The following is a 16,409-nucleotide window of genomic DNA, read 5'->3' as shown; positions in this document are numbered from 1 at the left end:
TGACTTCATTGGGGAGCCGCATTGCTAGCCATGCTGCAATGCGTCATAAATTTTATCTGCCAAAGACTTACTAATACCAGGAACTTTGGCAATTTCTTCTTTGCTGGCTCTTTTCAGTTCTTGTAATCCACCCATGTATTTCAGCAGAGCCTGACGACGTTTCGGGCCAATGCCTTCCACATCTTCCAGAACGCTACGTTTTCTGACTTTCGCACGCTGAGCACGGTGACCACTGATTGCATGATTATGACTTTCGTCACGAATATGCTGGATCAAATGCAAAGCAGGCGAATCGGACGGCATCGAGAACTCCTCTCCGGTAACCAGAAGCAGGGTTTCCAGCCCGGGTTTTCGGGTTGTTCCTTTTGCCACACCGACCAACAGCGAACGTTTAGGCCACTCTTCCATCAGTGGACTTACTACATCATACGCTCTTGACAGCTGACCTCTACCCCCATCGATAAAAATAATGTCGGGAATCTTATCTGGATCCAACTGTTTATCGTATCTGCGAGTTAAAGCCTGAGCCATCGCAGCATAATCATCACCGCCGGTAATACCGGTGATATTGTAACGACGATATTCCTGCTTCAGCGGACCGTCCTGATTAAACACCACGCAGGAAGCAACCGTCTTCTCACCCATGGTATGACTGATATCAAAACACTCCATCCGCTCCAGGACACGAAGATTTAGCGCATTACTCAATTCAGAAAAGCGCTGCTGAATCGTCATTTTATGGTTGAGCTTACTTGTCAGTGCAGTGCTGGCATTAGTTTGTGCCAACTTGAGATAACGAGCCCGATTCCCCCTGGAATGGGTTTTGAGCTCGATTTTACGGCCAGCCAATTCTGTCAGTGTTTCTGCGATGATTTTTTTCTCTTCGCCCGGATCTGCGCCGAGCAAAATAACTGAAGGAATCACCCTTCCTTCAGCCTGATTCAGATAGAACTGACTGACAAAACTGGATAAGACTTCGGTAAGCTCCGCGTCAATTGGCATCTTCGGAAAATAACTGCGACTACCGAGGATCTTACCCTGCCGGATATACAACGCATGGATACAAGCCATTCCCTGCTCATGAGCTATACCAATCACATCCATATCATCTTCGCTGTCATGGCTGACAAACTGCTGCTCCTGCACCCGGCGTAACGCCTGAATTTGATCTCGATAAGTGGCAGCTTTCTCAAATGCTAACTGTTGGCTGGCTTGCTCCATTTTTTCGACAAGAGATGCAATAACCTGCCGATCTTTACCCTGTAGGAACAAACGCACGTAGTTAACCTGTTCTTTATATTCCTCTTCACTTACCAAACCTTTCACGCACGGGCCTAGGCAACGACCAATCTGATACATCAAACATGGCCGACTACGGTTAGCATAAACAGAATCTTCACACTGGCGGACAGGGAAAATTTTCTGCAACAGGTGAAGGCTTTCGCGCACTGCGCCGGAATCAGGGTAAGGGCCAAAATATTCGCCTTTGCGCTTTTTGGTGCCGCGATGAATCGTTAAACGAGGGTGTGCATTGGCACTGAGGAAGATATAAGGGTAGGACTTATCGTCCCGAAGCAGCACGTTATATTTTGGCAGGTACAGCTTAATGTAGTTATGCTCAAGGATCAGGGCTTCGGTTTCGGTATGGGTTACCGTGACATCCACTTTGCAAATGTTTTTAACCAAAGCCCGGGTTTTCTCTCCCGCTACATTCGCCCGAAAGTAGCTGGAAAGACGCTTTTTCAAATCCTTTGCTTTACCGACATAAATAACCTCACCAACCGCATCATACATTCTGTAGACGCCGGGTTGGTGAGTAACAGTTTTCAAAAAAGCTTTTGAATCAAATGGTTCGGACACTACAACGTCTCTGTGTCTAGCATTCCATGTCGTATTGCAAGGTGGGTCAGCTCTACATCGCCATTAATGTCCAGTTTATTGAACAGGCGGTAACGGTAACTGTTAACCGTTTTAGGGCTCAGATTCAGTTGCTCCGAAATCTCAGTCACTTTCTGCCCTTTGGTGATCATCATCATGATCTGCAATTCACGTTCAGAAAGGTCTTTAAAAGGATTTTCTGAATCCGGAACAAACTGGCTCAGGGCCATTTGCTGTGCAATTTCAGGCGAAATGTAACGTTGGCCGCTGTTAACCGTACGAATTGCATTCACCATTTCATCAGGCCCAGCACCTTTTGTCAGGTAACCGGCAGCGCCCGCCTGCATGACTTTCGTCGGAAACGGATTCTCGGTATGAATGGTCAATACGATAATTTTAACATCGGGATTAAAGCGAAGAATCTTACGGGTAGCTTCCAGACCACCGATCCCAGGCATATTCATATCCATAAGAACGATGTCTGCATGATTGCTACGACACCATTTTACGGCTTCTTCACCACTGTCGGCTTCCCCTACCACTTTAATACCACGGACATCTTCAAGCAGACGTCGGATCCCTGTGCGAACCAGTTCGTGATCATCTACAAGGAATACATTAATCAAGCTGTATCTCCAATATGATTTGGCTCTGCACCCAGCCGGAATTGGCGGGATAGCTATAAATGATATTACCCAATTTTACCCCAACTTGAAATCTGAACCCATGCTGTTTCTGTGTATCAGCGCAAGTTTTCGCTTCAAGTTACAACTTGACAAAATTGGCCCTTCGTAAGTTTTTTGCAAGCTTCAATAGAAATCGTGCTGAGCAGCAGTATTTACCAAATATGCAAAAAAATAAAGTATAAAATTCAATATATCCGGTTGCTTACAAAGCAAGCAGAAACATTGCCTAAGACCGATATCTATACATCAGGCTTGTTAGCTGTATTTTACATGTAAAGTTGGTGATTTAACCACGTGGACTAAATTTATTGCTCTCAAACCTCAAAAACTCATGATTTCTCTATTCAAGTCAGCAGTTTATTTGTCATAAAAGATAAAGTTCTTGATTCTGTAAACTCATCATTAGTGACTACCAAACAATACAATACTATCTGAGATGCTAGCCAATCAGCTCAAACCATCTCACCATTTCGGGTAAAAAAGCTCATTCTGTGTTGTTTATGCGACACCGGCACACATGCTTCCCTATCTCTACACTTCTTCTCCTCGATTTTTCTCACATAAAGATAATCACAAATAAGTCGTCATTTATTTTCTCCATGACCCGATCTTCTGCAAAACGCTTATTCCTTAGACGTCTAGATGTAAAGCGTTCCTTTATGCTTTCGCTTCATGTATGATTGCCGCCGCTTATGTCTACCCACATAACCGCTCTTGCTCAAAAAAGGATATTTGCGCACAGGCCCATACACACCATTGGTGTGTTTTTTTGTTCCTGTAGATCAGGCAGTGCGGCGATAGCTTCAGGTTAAGCATCTCTGGTGGACATAAAAAAGCAAATACCCATAGAGAGTTAATTGAAGGTTATGTCATGAATCTTTCTGCCAAGACTGTGGTTCTTATTGCCATCGGCGCAGCCCTGTACGGCATAGGCGGCTTGCCTATGTTTGGTATCCCTGTCTTTGCTAACACCACCCTGAAGCCAGCTATGGCTGTTTTAGCATTGTTTGGCGTTCTTTTCGGCCCTCTTGTTGGCTTCCTTGTCGGCTTCATTGGCCACTGGGTTACTGACCTGTTCGCGGGCTGGGGTGTCTGGATTACCTGGGTTCTCGGCTCAGGCATTGTCGGCATGCTAATCGGCCTGTACCCCAAAATTACCAAAGAGCGTCTTGAGAAAGGCCTGTTCTCGAAACTGGACTTTACCCTGTTTGTACTTCTTGCCTTTATTGGCAACGTTGTGGGCTATGGCTGTTCCGCCTTCCTTGATGCCGTCCTTTATGCAGAACCTTTTACCAAGGTATTGGCTCAGCTCACCATCATTGCTGCAGGTAACACTGTGCTTATCGCCATTGTCGGCCACTTCATCCTAACCGCTGTTGCCAAGCGCAAGCAGCAAAGCTACAACCTGAAAGAGGCTTACTAAAGCATGACAATTAAGTTTTCTAATTTCTCGTTCAAGTATTGGGCGCTGGAAAAACCGACCCTGAAAAATATTGATCTGACGATCGAGAAAGGCGAAAAGGTTGTCATCGTTGGCCCAAGTGGTAGCGGTAAGTCCACCCTTGGCCAATGTTTGAACGGACTCATCCCATTTGCAGTCAAAGGTGATATCACCGGAAGCCTGACTATCAATGGGCACGACACCCAAAAAATGGATCTCCACCAGTGTACGAATATGGTCGGAACTGTACTTCAGGATACAGACGGTCAGTTTGTAGGACTGAGCATTGGTGAAGATATCGCATTTGCCCTTGAGAACCAGATGATTCCTCAGGGAGAAATGCACGATATCGTCAAAAAAACAGCCGAGATGGTTGATCTTGACGAGATGCTGGAACTGTCTCCGTTTGATCTCAGCGGCGGCCAGAAACAACGTGTCTCACTGGCAGGTGTAATGGTCGATGATGTCGACATCCTGCTTTTTGATGAGCCATTGGCAAGCCTGGATCCGCAAACAGGCAAAGCAACCATCGAAATCATCGACCAGCTACATAAAAACACTGGTAAAACAGTGATTATTATTGAGCACCGTCTGGAAGATGTGCTTCATCGCGATGTCGACCGTATCATCATGATGGAGCGCGGCGAAATTGTAGCCAACATGACACCGGATGAACTGCTGGCAAGCCAACTTCTTCAACAGCACGGCATCCGTGAGCCTCTTTATATTTCAGCAATGAAAGCAGCTGGCTGCACCATCACGGCTGAAGACAAACCTTCCAGCCTGTCATCAATGACAATTGACGACTTCAAGCCACAACTACTTGAGTGGTTTGAACAAGGTGACGTCGTCAGCGAGAACCAAGGCAGCACACCTTTGCTGTCGGTTAAAAACCTGAGCTACTCCTACGATGATCAACGTAATACGTTGGATAATGTAAGTTTCTCAGTCAATAAAGGTGAGTTCGTTTCGATTCTTGGTAAGAATGGTTCGGGCAAATCAACCATCACCCGCCTCATCATGGGTGTACTGGAACCGGACACCGGCAGCATCGAATTTAATGGCCGCAATCTGGCTGACTGCTCCATTTTTGACCGCAGCCAGCATATCGGTATTGTACTGCAGAACCCGAATCATATGATTTCTCATCACATGATTTTCGATGAAGTAGCATCTGGTCTGCGTAACCGCGGTGTTGCCGAAGACATCGTCGATAAGAAAGTACATGATGTACTGGAACTGTGTGGCTTAGGTCGATACCGCCACTGGCCTATCGAAGCATTGAGCTATGGACAGAAAAAGCGAGTAACTATTGCAACAATCCTAGTGCTTGAGCCTGAACTGCTGATTCTTGATGAACCGACTGCAGGTCAGGATTACCACCACTACACATCAATGATGGCCTTCATCCGTGAACTCAACAAAAAGCTGGGTATTACGATTGTGATCATCTCGCATGACATGCACCTGGTACTTGAATATACCGACCGTGCCATTGTTATTGCCGACAGTCACTTACTGGCCGACCAGCCTGTAAACTCAATTTTCAGCCAGCCTGAATTACTGGAAAAAGCCAACCTGACAGTAACCAGCCTTTATACATTGGGCAAAAAGTTGGGCATCGAACGAATCGATAACTTTATTCGTTGCTTCATTAACCATGAGGCAAATAAAAACGCATGAAAACAAATAAAATAAAATTCGGTATCAGCTACGTTAATACCGGTTCACCTTTGCACGCGCTAAACGGTATAACCAAGTTCATCCTGTTTATGAGCTGGGTTACCATGGTTTTGATCACCTTTGATCTGCGAGTAATTTGCGGACTGATTCTGGTCGGTTTCACCCTGTTAAAACTCAGCCGTGTACCTTTTGCTGTCTACAAATCCCTGATGATTGGTACAGCGACAGTGTTGCTAATGAATGCCCTGTTCATGTTCCTGATTGCACCTCAGCAAGGGACTGAATACATGGGAACTGAAACAGTTCTGCTATCAATGGCAGGTAACTACTCCATCACCACAGAAACGCTATTCTACCTACTGACGGTAACCCTTAAATACTTCAGTATGTTCCCGATTGCTCTGGTCTTTGTGTTCACAACACATCCGACAGAATTCTCTGCCAGCCTGAACAAGCTCGGCGTACCTTATCGTATTGCTTATGCCGTCAGCCTGACCCTGCGCTACCTGCCTGAAGTAACCAAAGATTTCATCAACATCATGCATGCCCAGCAGGCTCGTGGAGTGGATATTTCAAAGAACGCGCCGGTACTGACTCGAATTAAGAATGTTGCCAAGATCCTCGGCCCTCTGATTTTCTCAAGCCTTGATCGTGCCGACGTCATTTCCAATGCGATGACACTGCGTGGCTTTGGCCGCAACAAAAAGCGTAGCTGGTATAGCCTGAAACCGATGACCAAAGCTGACTACGCCGTTCTGGCTGTTATCACCATTGTGCTGATACTTGGTTTTATCCGCCGAGCTCAGTCTGAGCAGTTGTTCTGGTATCCGTTCTGATACCCTCTCAACCTCGTTCAAATCATTCTGAAAAGCCGCATCATGCGGCTTTTCTTTTATGTCCGAATAAACACGCAGCCCTCTCAAGCTGAGCGAAGGATATCCATCAACAACGGCTTGCTCTCTTATCCGACGAAAACTATTCTCTATTTAAAGCCACTGAAAATAAAACAATTACCCTGACACTATTCGCCATCTACTGTCGACATCATGCTCGCCGCCCAGGATAGGTTATGGAACTTTTTTTCATTCTGCTCACTCTCCTTGTAACTACCCGAATCTTTGGTGAAATTGCCGAACGTTTAGGACAACCTAGCCTGGTCGGCGAACTCATTGCCGGGATTACTCTTGGCGTAATTGCCGCACAATACACCGAGTTACTCCCATTCCTGCATGGCGTTGAACATGATCCGGTATTTCACGCCATCACAGATCTTGGCATGTTCTTCATTATGTTGCTGGCCGGACTGGAGCTTCAACCCAACAAACTGATCGAGTACTCCCGAGGAGCACTAATAGTTGCGATATTTGGTATGATTTTGCCGATGTTGCTGGGAGTCGGGCTGGGATGGCTGTTCCTGCCTCATTCAGATGTCTTTTTTGCTCAGTGTATTTTTCTTGGTACCGCCCTGTCGATTACTGCTGTCCCGGCGACTGTGCGAATTCTGATGGATCTTGGCAAACTTAATTCAGCTTCCGGGCAAATAATCGTTTCTGCTGCTGTTTTTGATGATGTATTAAGCCTGCTGCTGCTAACTTGGCTGACGGCTTTAATCGCCACAGATCCTTCAGTCAGTAATGTCGAAATCATTCCGCTTGTGACTAAAATGGCCGCCTTTTTCATCATCACAATTTTTGTCGGGGTGTTCATCTTCCCGCTGGGTGGGCGTTTCATAGGAGCAATTAAAGAGCGGGAATTTAAGTTTACCTCCCTGCTGGTCGGAGCGATGGCGTTTGCGGTGCTGGCGGAAGTTCTTGATTTGCACTTTATCATCGGTGCCTTCATAGCCGGCCTGTTCTTCGACAGGAAAACCATCGACCCGGAAGCCTACGAAGAAGTTCGCAACAAAGTTTCTGCCATCACCTATGGTTTCCTGGCACCAATCTTTTTTGCTTCCGTCGGGCTTCATTTAGATATTACAGCCATTTTTGTTGTCCCTGTATTTGTCGGACTTCTTTTGCTAACGGCATTCTTAGGTAAGTTCCTGGCAGCCGGAGTTGCTGCAAAAATGATTGGAATGAGCTGGCAGGAAGCCACTGCGATTGGTGTCGGTATGAGTGCCCGTGGTGCTGTAGAGCTAGTCATCGCCGATATCGCCCTGAAAGCTGGATTATTTGATTCTCTGACAGTTAAACACCCGATAATTGACAACATATACTCTGCAGTCGTCATTATGGCCGTTGTGACAACGCTGCTAACCCCGATACTTTTGAAACTTATCTATGCGAGGCCCGAGAATACAGAGCCGTGATTAAGATAGGTTTAGCAGGGAGCACAGCATATTTCACCTGAGGAATACACAGCATAAGGAATGGCAAAGTGATTTTCATTTTTATCGTCAACAGCGCCATAGCTGTCATTGCGGTCATTATCCATTACGAGTTTCTGTACCACCTCACAACTCTCATTCCTAAAATGACCATATTTCATCGCTTCAGAATTGTTATAGGTGTTTTCGGCGCACTCATTGCGCATACTGTGGAAGTCTGGATTTTTGCATTCGCCTATTATTGGATGCATCACCACGAAGGCTGGGGAGATTTATCCGGTAATTTTGACGGTAGCTTATTAGATTGTACTTATTTCTCTTTTACTACATTTACGACGCTGGGCTTCGGTGATATTGAACCGACCGGTAACCTGCGTTATCTCACAGGTATCGAATCATTAACAGGATTAGTTTTAATAACCTGGACAGCCTCTTTTCTTTATTTGGAAATGCGACGTTATTGGAACCTTGGAAAATAACTCACTTGTATTACAAATAGCGATATTTGAGCTCATTCTATCATTATCAGAAATATTGCAAACACAAAAACTCAACTACATCAAACATTTAACAATGTCTTGAAAAAGACATGAACCTCATACAATTCCCCACATAACCACCAAAAAACAAAATAAATCGCTATCAAAAATAACCACATCAATGAGAAAAATTAAATTTAAATATAAAAAAAAGTAATAAATAAGGATGCGTTTTTGCGACTTAAAACAAAAGTCACCAACCACTACTAATGGTAGAATCTGCGCATATTTACAAAGTCTTACAAACACACTTTCCGATCATCCATTAACACAGAGAATGAGTTATGTGGAATAAATTAAATAAGTCCATGATGATTTGCCAAATGATGTTTGGCCTGTCTTTTTACGGCGTAATGGTTATTTTGACCCGCTTCTTCTTAGAAGATCTCGGGTACAGTGAAGCTGATACCATGATGGTTGTTGGCGCGTTTTCATCTATTGGTCCTTTATTCGCGATTGCCGGTGGTTTTATTGCCGATAAATTCCTTGGAGCTTATCGCTCACTAACCTTCAGCTTCAGCGGGTTTGCTGTCGGTTATACCCTCTTGGTACTAGGCGCATCGACACTTAACGTACCGATGAGCCTGGTGGGTATTGCACTGGCAAGTTACTCCCGAGGCCTGATGTCACCATCTTACCCAAGCCTTTACAAACGTACTTTTGCTACAGAAGAAGACTTTGAAAACGGCTACCCGGTAAACTATTCCGTTAACAACATTGGTGCATTCCTTGGTCAGTACCTGTTCCCTATGTTTGTTCTTGTTCTGGGTTTCAACGGTAGCTTTGCCCTGTCTGCATCGATGGCATTCATGGCTTTCGTTATCCTGGCTATATTCCGCAAACAACTAAAAACCGTTGCCGCAGAAATCGATCAGAAGCCTGTCAGTGCTAAAAACTGGGTTGCATTTATCGCCGTTTCTATCTCAATGATTAGTCTGGTGTTCTTCATGTTCTCTAACATGGATATCGGTCAGAACATCGTATATGCGATTGGTGCAGCAGCGATCTGTTACTTCATTTCTCTGATGCTAAAAGCAGAAAGATCAGACGCACTGAAGATGGGTACGATCCTGATCATGACCGCGCTGACTACCGCTTTCTTCGTTTACTACGGCCAGATAATGACTTCCATGACCATGGTAACCATCAATACCATGCGTGGCGATCTGTTCGGCTTTATTCCATTTGCGCCAGAAGCCTCTATGGCGATGAACCCGCTGTGGTGTATCGTCGGTGGCCCAATCGTTGCGATAACTTTTTCTAACCTGGAAAAACGCAACATCAATTTCTCTACCGCAACCAAAGTCGGCTTTGCCTTTATCCTGACGGCTATTGCATTCAGTATTCTTACTATGGCTGTTATGTCTGTTGGCCCGGATGCGATTATCCGTCCTGAGGTATTCCTGGCAGTCCACTTCTTCCAATCTCTGGCTGAAGTTATTGTTGGTAGCCTGGTGGTAGCCTTCATCCTGTCTGTGGCACCAAAGCATATCGAAAACTTCTCAGTCAGCCTGTTCTCTGTTGCTATCGCACTGAGTGGTATCGTTGGCGCGGTATTCTCTACTTCTATCGCTCTGGAAAAAGGGCAGGAAATCACTCAGGAAATCGTACAAACAGTTTACGGTAGTTACTTCAGCACACTAACCGTACTGGCTGCAGTGATGGTAGTTGTGGCTCTGATGGCTTCACGCATCATCCGCGCAATGCTAAAGAGCAGCGAAGAAGCACAAGGTGTGGCTGTACCGGAAGCTGAAGGTTAATATCAGCTCACCATCAATTATTCGTTATTCATAACAACGGCCTCCCTTGGGAGGCCATTTTATTCCAGGAAATGTTTAAGAGCATATTCAGGAAATGTTCTTGGACTATCCAATAACTATTCATGAGCCTGTCTGCTGCTGAGCAACCGGCGATGCAACCTTTAATGATAATGTCAGACTGAAACTGGCAACCGGTTCATTACCGTCTTTATCCGGGCAGGTAACCGTTATAGACACCGGTTCATTAATCCGTTCACCAGTCATACAACTTCTGTCCAACATCTCACGAATCATACTTCCCTGATAACAGCTAAATACCACATCTGCTTCCGGGCGGCGGAAGAATTCACCCTGAACCGATTTGAATGCCAGTGAGACATCCATTCCCGAGTGACCGGCCATCTCCATCGCCAATAGTCCTGCTGCCACATCAGCGCCAATAGCCAGGGCTCCGAAGTACATACTTTCCAGGTGATTTTTCGTTTTATCATTCAGCGGAATTTTCAGCGAAAGATGTTCATCACTGATTTCCACTATCTCCGGCTCGCAATAATCAATCAGTTTTACCTTCTCTTGAGCGAACCTTTTCAACAGCTTATTTGCCTGAGCGACTCTGCTATCCATGGCCTTGCCTCTTTAAGCTAACTCATTAGACCAGTTAAGTCGCCAATATGAAAATTGTCAATTTTCTATACATCAATAGCTAAAAACTACGAATAAACCACCTGAAAAGAACAAAAACAACACACAAAATGATGAATGACACAATAAACCGGATATCGACAATTAAGATATTGATCAAAAGCGCAGACACATTACATAAAGCCCTGATAATCTTCCCATGCATTGCTTCCGGCCACGATCAAAACCGAGAGCAACAATCCGATATTTCCGATTAACTAAAAAATACGATTAAAGACCCTCTCCCCTGAAAAGGCTGAGATGGCTAAGGATTACTATGAATGGAAACCATTTGGCTTAAAAACCCATTAGCTATTTTCACCGGAACTGATGAAGATGCCCGCTGTGGTGTCGTTATCCAAGGTGATAAGGTTATTGAGCTTGTCGGTTCAGGTAAAGAACCGAGCCAGAAAATAGATGCTGTTATCGATGCCAGCCAGCATGTTGTCACTCCCGGACTAATTAATGCCCACCACCATTTCTACCAGACTCTTACCCGTGCCTATCCTGACGCACTTAACAAAGAGTTATTCCACTGGCTGAAAACCCTCTACCCCGTATGGGCAGGACTCGATGAAGAGATGATGAGCCTGGCTACCGAGTTAGCTTTGGTAGAACTCATGATGTCTGGCTGTACAACGGCTTCCGACCATCACTATCTCATCCCTACCGGGCTTGAACACGCAATTGATCTCCAGGTTGAAGCAGCCAAAAAACTGGGCGTACGTGCGATTTTCACCCGGGGCTCAATGAGCTTAGGTGAAGACGACGGTGGCTTGCCTCCCCGTCATACCATTCAGAATGAGCAAACTATCATAGACGACAGCCTGCGCCTGATCCGTGACTACCACCAGCGCGGTAACGGAGCCATGATCCAGCTGGCTCTTGCGCCCTGCTCCCCATTCTCTGTGACTACCTCGCTGATGAGGGAAACCGCCCGGATCGCAAAAAATGAAAATATCATGGTTCACACCCACCTTTGTGAAACCATTGATGAAGAAGACTTCTGCCTGCAACAATTCGGATTAAGGCCAGTTGATTACCTCGAAGATGTCGGCTGGCTGAACCACAGAACCTGGCTGGCACATGGTATCCATTTTAACGACGAAGAAATTAAACGCTTAGGTGAAGCAAACGTCGGGATCTGTCATTGTCCATCATCCAATATGATGCTGGCCTCAGGCATATGCCGAAACAAAGAGCTGGAAGCCGCTGGAGCAAATGTCGGCCTTGGCGTTGACGGCTCTGCATCCAACGACGGCTCCAATATGATCAATGAAGTTAGAATGGCGCTATACATCCAGCGACTGCGCTATGGCTCCGCTGATGTTACTCACTTCGACGCCCTGCGCTGGGCAACTTCAGGGTCAGCCAACGCGATGGGCCGCAGAGATATCGGCACTCTTGCCGTCGGTAAGCAAGCTGATATTGCTATGTTCCGCTTAGATGATATCCGCTTCTCCGGAGCCCATGACCCGCTAGCCGCGCTGCTCCTGTGCGGTGCCCACCAAGCAGACCGTGTTATGGTTGCCGGTCAGTGGCGGGTTCACGATGGTCATGTTATCGGGGTTGATCTTGAGCAGTTGCTGCACAAACATCGTAATGCAGCCAAACGTCTGGCCATGAAAGCTCAGCAAGCCAGATAATTAGTTAAAATCTATTAAGATCTAAGCCGATCCAAATGATCGGCTTTATTCATGTTCCTCTAGCCCACAACCTCTGAGCACCATACGAGTCAGAAATGCCGCAGCTTCAGTAAAGTCCTGATCATCAAGCTGTTCTTTTTCCATCACCTTACAAATCTGCCAGCTGAAGTCAGCATAGGTTTGTGTTGTTGCCCAGATAGTAAACATGAGATGCTGCGGCGATACATTGTCCATCGCACCCTGCTCAATCCAGTTTTCAAACTTGCTGATGATCATCTTCGACTGGCTTTGCAACTGGTCGGCAATGTCCTGAGGCAAATATTCAGCACCGGACATCATTTCATTCGCGAACACTTTCGAAGCATAAGAGTGATCGCGGGAAATCCTCAACTTGGCTTTGATATATTCACTCAAAGCTTCAGCCGGATCGTCAAGCAACTCAATGGGTTTTGAGGCTTGAAGCAAAGGCTGAGTCACACTCTCCAGCACAGCTCTGTACAACTGATCTTTCGACTTAAAGTAATAGTAAACATTCGGTTTCGGCACTCCAGCTGCTTTGGCAATGTCGGCGACTTTCGCAGCAGCATAACCCTGCCCAGCAAAATACTGGCAGGCGGCCTGAATGATCTGTTCCTGATTTTTCTCTCTGATTCGCGACATTAAAGCCCCGTCTCCTACACTGTACGTATTCAGTACTTTGTTTTTACTGCGATAAATCATAATGGATCTGGTATGACATCGAAAGTGACATCAAAACATCCGTAACTCAATGCCAATGACATTAAACCCTTAGCAAGATTTGAGCGTATCTGCTACCGAAAAGACCCAATATCATTAGCAAATAGTGCCTTGAACGGAGCCTGTAATGAACAAAACGGATGATCGGAATTTTGCTAGAGTCCCTAAAAGCCGCATAGCCAGAATGACCAAACTCGGCTCACTAGCCTCACGTGTAGCAACAGGTATGCTCACCGAAGGTGTCAGACAACTGGCTAAAGGTAACCGACCCAAAACCAGTGATTTGCTGCTGACACCGGCTAATGCGATTCGCGTTGCTGACCAACTTGCTCAGCTTCGTGGTGCAGCGATGAAGGTCGGCCAACTACTTTCTATGGATGCAGGTGATCTGTTACCAAAAGAACTCGCTGAGCTGCTTTCACGCTTAAGGGCGGACGCCAGAGCGATGCCGATCAGCCAACTAAACCATGTTCTTGAAACAGAATGGAATCCGAATTGGCAGGCTCAATTCAGTCAATTTTCATTTTACCCGGTGGCTGCGGCATCTATTGGTCAGGTCCATGCCGCCAGTACACATGACGGACGCCATCTCGCACTGAAGATTCAATATCCGGGCATCAAGGAAAGTATCGACAGTGATGTTGATAATGTAGCAACCCTGTTGAATATAAGCGGCCTTATTCCCAAAGAGGTCGACTTTAAAGCTCTGCTGGAAGAAGCCAAACACCAACTTCATGCCGAAGCCGATTACCAGCTGGAAGCACGCTTATTACGCACCTACAAAAGCCTGCTAGCTGATGATGATTATTTGCTGCCAGAAGTATTCGACGACCTGACAACACGTAATATTCTGGCAATGAGCTATGTTGAAGGTGAGCCCATTGAGTCACTGAGCAATCAGTCACAATTTATTCGTAACAGGGTAATGGAGCTGGCGTTCAAGCTCCTTTTCCGTGAGATTTTCGAATTTCGACTAGTACAAACTGATCCTAATTTTGCCAACTTTCTCTACAACAAAAGCACGCACCAATTGGTTCTACTCGATTTTGGCGCCACCCGCCCCTATCCTGACTTTATTTCGGAAGGCTACCGTCAGTTAATGAGCGGTGCCGTTACCGATAACAGAAAAATGATGCAAGACGCGTTGTGCCAAATCGGCTTCTTCAGCCAACCGATAGAACCTCAGCAACAAGAAGCTGTGATTGATCTCTGCGTTCAGGCTTGCGAACCCCTCAAATTCAACGGTGAATACGATTTTGGTGTAACAGATTTGGCTACCCGAATACGTGATGCAGGTACGGCACTAAGTATGGAACAGGGTTACTGGCATACACCACCGGCTGATGCCATTTTCCTTCATCGGAAGCTTGGCGGCCTTTACCTGCTTGCAGCCCGGCTGAAAGCCAGAGTCAATGTCAGCCGGATCTTTATGCCCTATTCAATGTAATTCGACTTCTTTGCGTCACTCACGGTGAGGCTGTTTTACGGTGGAGCCATATTCTTTAACACCTATACCCAGTCCCGGCTAAACCACCATCCCCGCCGGGCTAATCCATAGCCAACATAGCGGAAATACCTGTGCAAAATTGTCTGTGATTAGTGTCACATATTTCTTGACCCAAAAGTCAAGTATTGATTAAATAGCCCCCATCAACATTCCCTCCCCTTTCCAACCGACAACGAGTAACGAGCCTATGACAACAAACCGTGTTGCGCATCTGAAGATGTTTATCTTTACAGCATTGATTAGTCTTTCTTTTCCGATTGGCAGCTTTATCACTGCGCAACTGAATCCGTTGGTTGTCACCTGGGTACGTTATCTGCTTGCCAGCATTCTGTTTCTGGGATTATTGCTGGTACAGAGACAACTTCGACTGCCAAGTGCCAGAGATCTTGGTCGTTATACCTTGATCTGCCTGCCGGCGCTGACTTACTTTGTGGCTATGTTTATTGCCCTGCAAGATACCAGTGCGCTTGATACCAGTGCGTTATACACAACCGTACCCTTGATGAGCGCATTGCTAGCAGCAATCATTTTCAGACGCAGAACACCAATGACTGTCATCATTGCCCTGCTCGGCGGTATGCTCGGCGCCGGACTGATTATTTTCCGTGGTGATCTTTCTGCCGCATCTTCAATTGCACTGACAACATCGAATAAGATTTACCTATTCGGCTGTTTCGCCATGGCGCTGAACCCTATTGTTGTGAAAAAACTCTATAGGGGTGAGTCGATTACTTACATGACATGCTGGACATTAGTCTGTGCAACCGGCCTTCTTACTCTTGGTGCAGGCTCAAAGCTAGTCGCGACAGACTGGTCGTCAGTTTCAGTAGATATCTGGATGGGTATCGGCTATCTGGCGGTATTTGCTACAGCTCTTAGCTTCTTCCTGTTTCAGCAAGGAAGCGTAGCACTTGCCCCGGAACAGGTTTCAGCTTACACATACCTGATCCCGGTAATGGTATTGATCGTGAACCGTATGCAGGGGCATGTTGAGCCATGGTCACACATCGGCTATGGCGTGGTCATTGTGATGATTTCCATGCTGGTTATGATAGGCAGCTCTTCATTCATTGCCGCCATACGCCGTCATCAACATCACTAACCATGGTTAGCAATCAGGATTAACCCGGCGGCCATTTCATTTCGCGGCCGCCCAATAAATGCAGGTGGATATGGAAAACCGCCTGCCCGCCTTTCAGATTACAGTTCCATACCAGACGATACCCGTCATCCGCTATATCCAGCTCCCGCGCAATCTGGGTCGCCGTTAGCATCATATGGCTGATCAGCCCGCTGTGACTGTCATTGAACTCATTGATAGTCGAGATATGTTCTCTTGGAATGATGAGTATATGAGTCGGTGCCTGCGGATCATTATCCCTGAAAGCAACGACCTGATCATCCTCATAAACCAGACTCGTCGAGATCTCTTTGCTCGCAATTTTGCAGAAAATACAATCCATTAGATTCCTCGCTCAATCTTGGCAACTTAACTATATTTAGATAGCCAGAATATCTTAAGCA

The 16,409-nt window shown here is 46.0% G+C and carries 14 protein-coding genes; 9 read left to right on the top strand and 5 right to left on the bottom strand.

The features are described from left to right. Nucleotides 1-24 precede the first annotated feature (24 nt). Both uvrC and uvrY read right to left on the bottom strand, forming a co-directional pair. Nucleotides 25-1,860 (bottom strand): excinuclease ABC subunit UvrC, encoded by a 1,836-nt coding sequence (uvrC, locus tag C942_RS03105; protein WP_083882289.1) that lies wholly within the window; start codon nt 1,858-1,860, stop codon nt 25-27. After that, nucleotides 1,860-2,504, bottom strand: a complete 645-nt coding sequence (gene uvrY, locus C942_RS03100) for a UvrY/SirA/GacA family response regulator transcription factor (RefSeq protein WP_007462322.1) — start codon at nt 2,502-2,504, stop codon at nt 1,860-1,862. Before uvrY ends, uvrC begins: the two co-directional genes overlap by 1 nt. A 931-nt stretch (nt 2,505-3,435) precedes the next feature. On the opposite strand from uvrY, the gene C942_RS03095 reads away from it, so the two are divergent. The 6 genes from C942_RS03095 (at nt 3,436) to C942_RS03070 (ending at nt 10,313) form a co-directional block, all read left to right on the top strand. Continuing rightward, nucleotides 3,436-3,987, top strand: a complete 552-nt coding sequence (locus C942_RS03095) for an ECF-type riboflavin transporter substrate-binding protein (protein WP_007462321.1) — start codon at nt 3,436-3,438, stop codon at nt 3,985-3,987. 3 nt (nt 3,988-3,990) lie between these two features. Next, nucleotides 3,991-5,688, top strand: a complete 1,698-nt coding sequence (locus tag C942_RS03090; RefSeq protein ID WP_007462319.1) for an ABC transporter ATP-binding protein — start codon at nt 3,991-3,993, stop codon at nt 5,686-5,688. Beyond that, nucleotides 5,685-6,524: an energy-coupling factor transporter transmembrane component T family protein gene (locus tag C942_RS03085; RefSeq protein WP_007462317.1), complete on the top strand. Its 840-nt coding sequence runs from the start codon at nt 5,685-5,687 to the stop codon at nt 6,522-6,524. The genes C942_RS03090 and C942_RS03085 overlap by 4 nt, the downstream gene beginning before the upstream one ends. Nucleotides 6,525-6,757: 233 nt before the next feature. Beyond that, on the top strand, nt 6,758-7,996 hold the full coding sequence (locus tag C942_RS03080) for a cation:proton antiporter (protein ID WP_007462314.1): 1,239 nt from the start codon (nt 6,758-6,760) through the stop codon (nt 7,994-7,996). A 68-nt stretch (nt 7,997-8,064) separates the two neighbouring features. After that, nucleotides 8,065-8,493 (top strand): ion channel, encoded by a 429-nt coding sequence (locus C942_RS03075; protein ID WP_036798435.1) that lies wholly within the window; start codon nt 8,065-8,067, stop codon nt 8,491-8,493. A 344-nt stretch (nt 8,494-8,837) separates the two neighbouring features. After that, a complete protein-coding gene (locus tag C942_RS03070) occupies nt 8,838-10,313 on the top strand; it encodes a peptide MFS transporter (RefSeq protein WP_007462308.1) in 1,476 nt (491 codons plus the stop codon). A gap of 120 nt (nt 10,314-10,433) precedes the next feature. Here the strand turns inward: C942_RS03070 and C942_RS03065 are convergent, their stop codons facing one another. After that, nucleotides 10,434-10,937, bottom strand: a complete 504-nt coding sequence (locus C942_RS03065; protein WP_007462306.1) for a DUF4442 domain-containing protein — start codon at nt 10,935-10,937, stop codon at nt 10,434-10,436. A 338-nt stretch (nt 10,938-11,275) separates the two neighbouring features. Between C942_RS03065 and C942_RS03060 the strand changes: the two genes are divergently transcribed. Then, complete coding sequence (locus C942_RS03060) at nt 11,276-12,640, top strand: 8-oxoguanine deaminase (protein ID WP_007462303.1); 1,365 nt, start codon at nt 11,276-11,278, stop codon at nt 12,638-12,640. Nucleotides 12,641-12,685: 45 nt separating this feature from the next. Here C942_RS03060 and C942_RS03055 read toward each other — a convergent pair whose 3' ends face one another. Then, nucleotides 12,686-13,300 (bottom strand): TetR/AcrR family transcriptional regulator, encoded by a 615-nt coding sequence (locus C942_RS03055; protein WP_007462300.1) that lies wholly within the window; start codon nt 13,298-13,300, stop codon nt 12,686-12,688. 205 nt (nt 13,301-13,505) lie between these two features. On the opposite strand from C942_RS03055, the gene C942_RS03050 reads away from it, so the two are divergent. Both C942_RS03050 and C942_RS03045 read left to right on the top strand, forming a co-directional pair. Beyond that, on the top strand, nt 13,506-14,825 hold the full coding sequence (locus tag C942_RS03050; RefSeq protein ID WP_036798432.1) for an ABC1 kinase family protein: 1,320 nt from the start codon (nt 13,506-13,508) through the stop codon (nt 14,823-14,825). 247 nt (nt 14,826-15,072) lie between these two features. Continuing rightward, entirely contained in the window at nt 15,073-15,987 is a 915-nt protein-coding gene (locus C942_RS03045) for a DMT family transporter (RefSeq protein WP_007462297.1), read from the top strand. 19 nt (nt 15,988-16,006) lie between these two features. On the opposite strand, the gene C942_RS03040 is transcribed toward C942_RS03045, so the two are convergent. Then, complete coding sequence (locus C942_RS03040; protein ID WP_007462295.1) at nt 16,007-16,348, bottom strand: histidine triad nucleotide-binding protein; 342 nt, start codon at nt 16,346-16,348, stop codon at nt 16,007-16,009. Between the last annotated feature and the right edge of the window lie 61 nt (nt 16,349-16,409).

Source organism: Photobacterium marinum (genome assembly GCF_000331515.1).
GTDB classification, from domain to species: domain Bacteria; phylum Pseudomonadota; class Gammaproteobacteria; order Enterobacterales; family Vibrionaceae; genus Photobacterium; species Photobacterium marinum.
The sequence above is the reverse complement of the archived record's forward strand: the minus strand, read 5'-3'. Positions and strand labels throughout refer to the sequence as shown.

Coding starts and splice junctions, on each gene's coding strand:
- C942_RS03085 (WP_007462317.1), top strand. CDS start 5,685: ATGAAAACAAATAAAATAAAATTCGGTATCAGCTACGTTAATACCGGT.
- C942_RS03045 (WP_007462297.1), top strand. CDS start 15,073: ATGACAACAAACCGTGTTGCGCATCTGAAGATGTTTATCTTTACAGCA.
- C942_RS03095 (WP_007462321.1), top strand. CDS start 3,436: ATGAATCTTTCTGCCAAGACTGTGGTTCTTATTGCCATCGGCGCAGCC.
- C942_RS03080 (WP_007462314.1), top strand. CDS start 6,758: ATGGAACTTTTTTTCATTCTGCTCACTCTCCTTGTAACTACCCGAATC.
- C942_RS03070 (WP_007462308.1), top strand. CDS start 8,838: ATGTGGAATAAATTAAATAAGTCCATGATGATTTGCCAAATGATGTTT.
- C942_RS03055 (WP_007462300.1), bottom strand. CDS start 13,300: ATGTCGCGAATCAGAGAGAAAAATCAGGAACAGATCATTCAGGCCGCC.
- C942_RS03050 (WP_036798432.1), top strand. CDS start 13,506: ATGAACAAAACGGATGATCGGAATTTTGCTAGAGTCCCTAAAAGCCGC.
- C942_RS03040 (WP_007462295.1), bottom strand. CDS start 16,348: ATGGATTGTATTTTCTGCAAAATTGCGAGCAAAGAGATCTCGACGAGT.
- C942_RS03090 (WP_007462319.1), top strand. CDS start 3,991: ATGACAATTAAGTTTTCTAATTTCTCGTTCAAGTATTGGGCGCTGGAA.
- C942_RS03060 (WP_007462303.1), top strand. CDS start 11,276: ATGGAAACCATTTGGCTTAAAAACCCATTAGCTATTTTCACCGGAACT.
- C942_RS03065 (WP_007462306.1), bottom strand. CDS start 10,937: ATGGATAGCAGAGTCGCTCAGGCAAATAAGCTGTTGAAAAGGTTCGCT.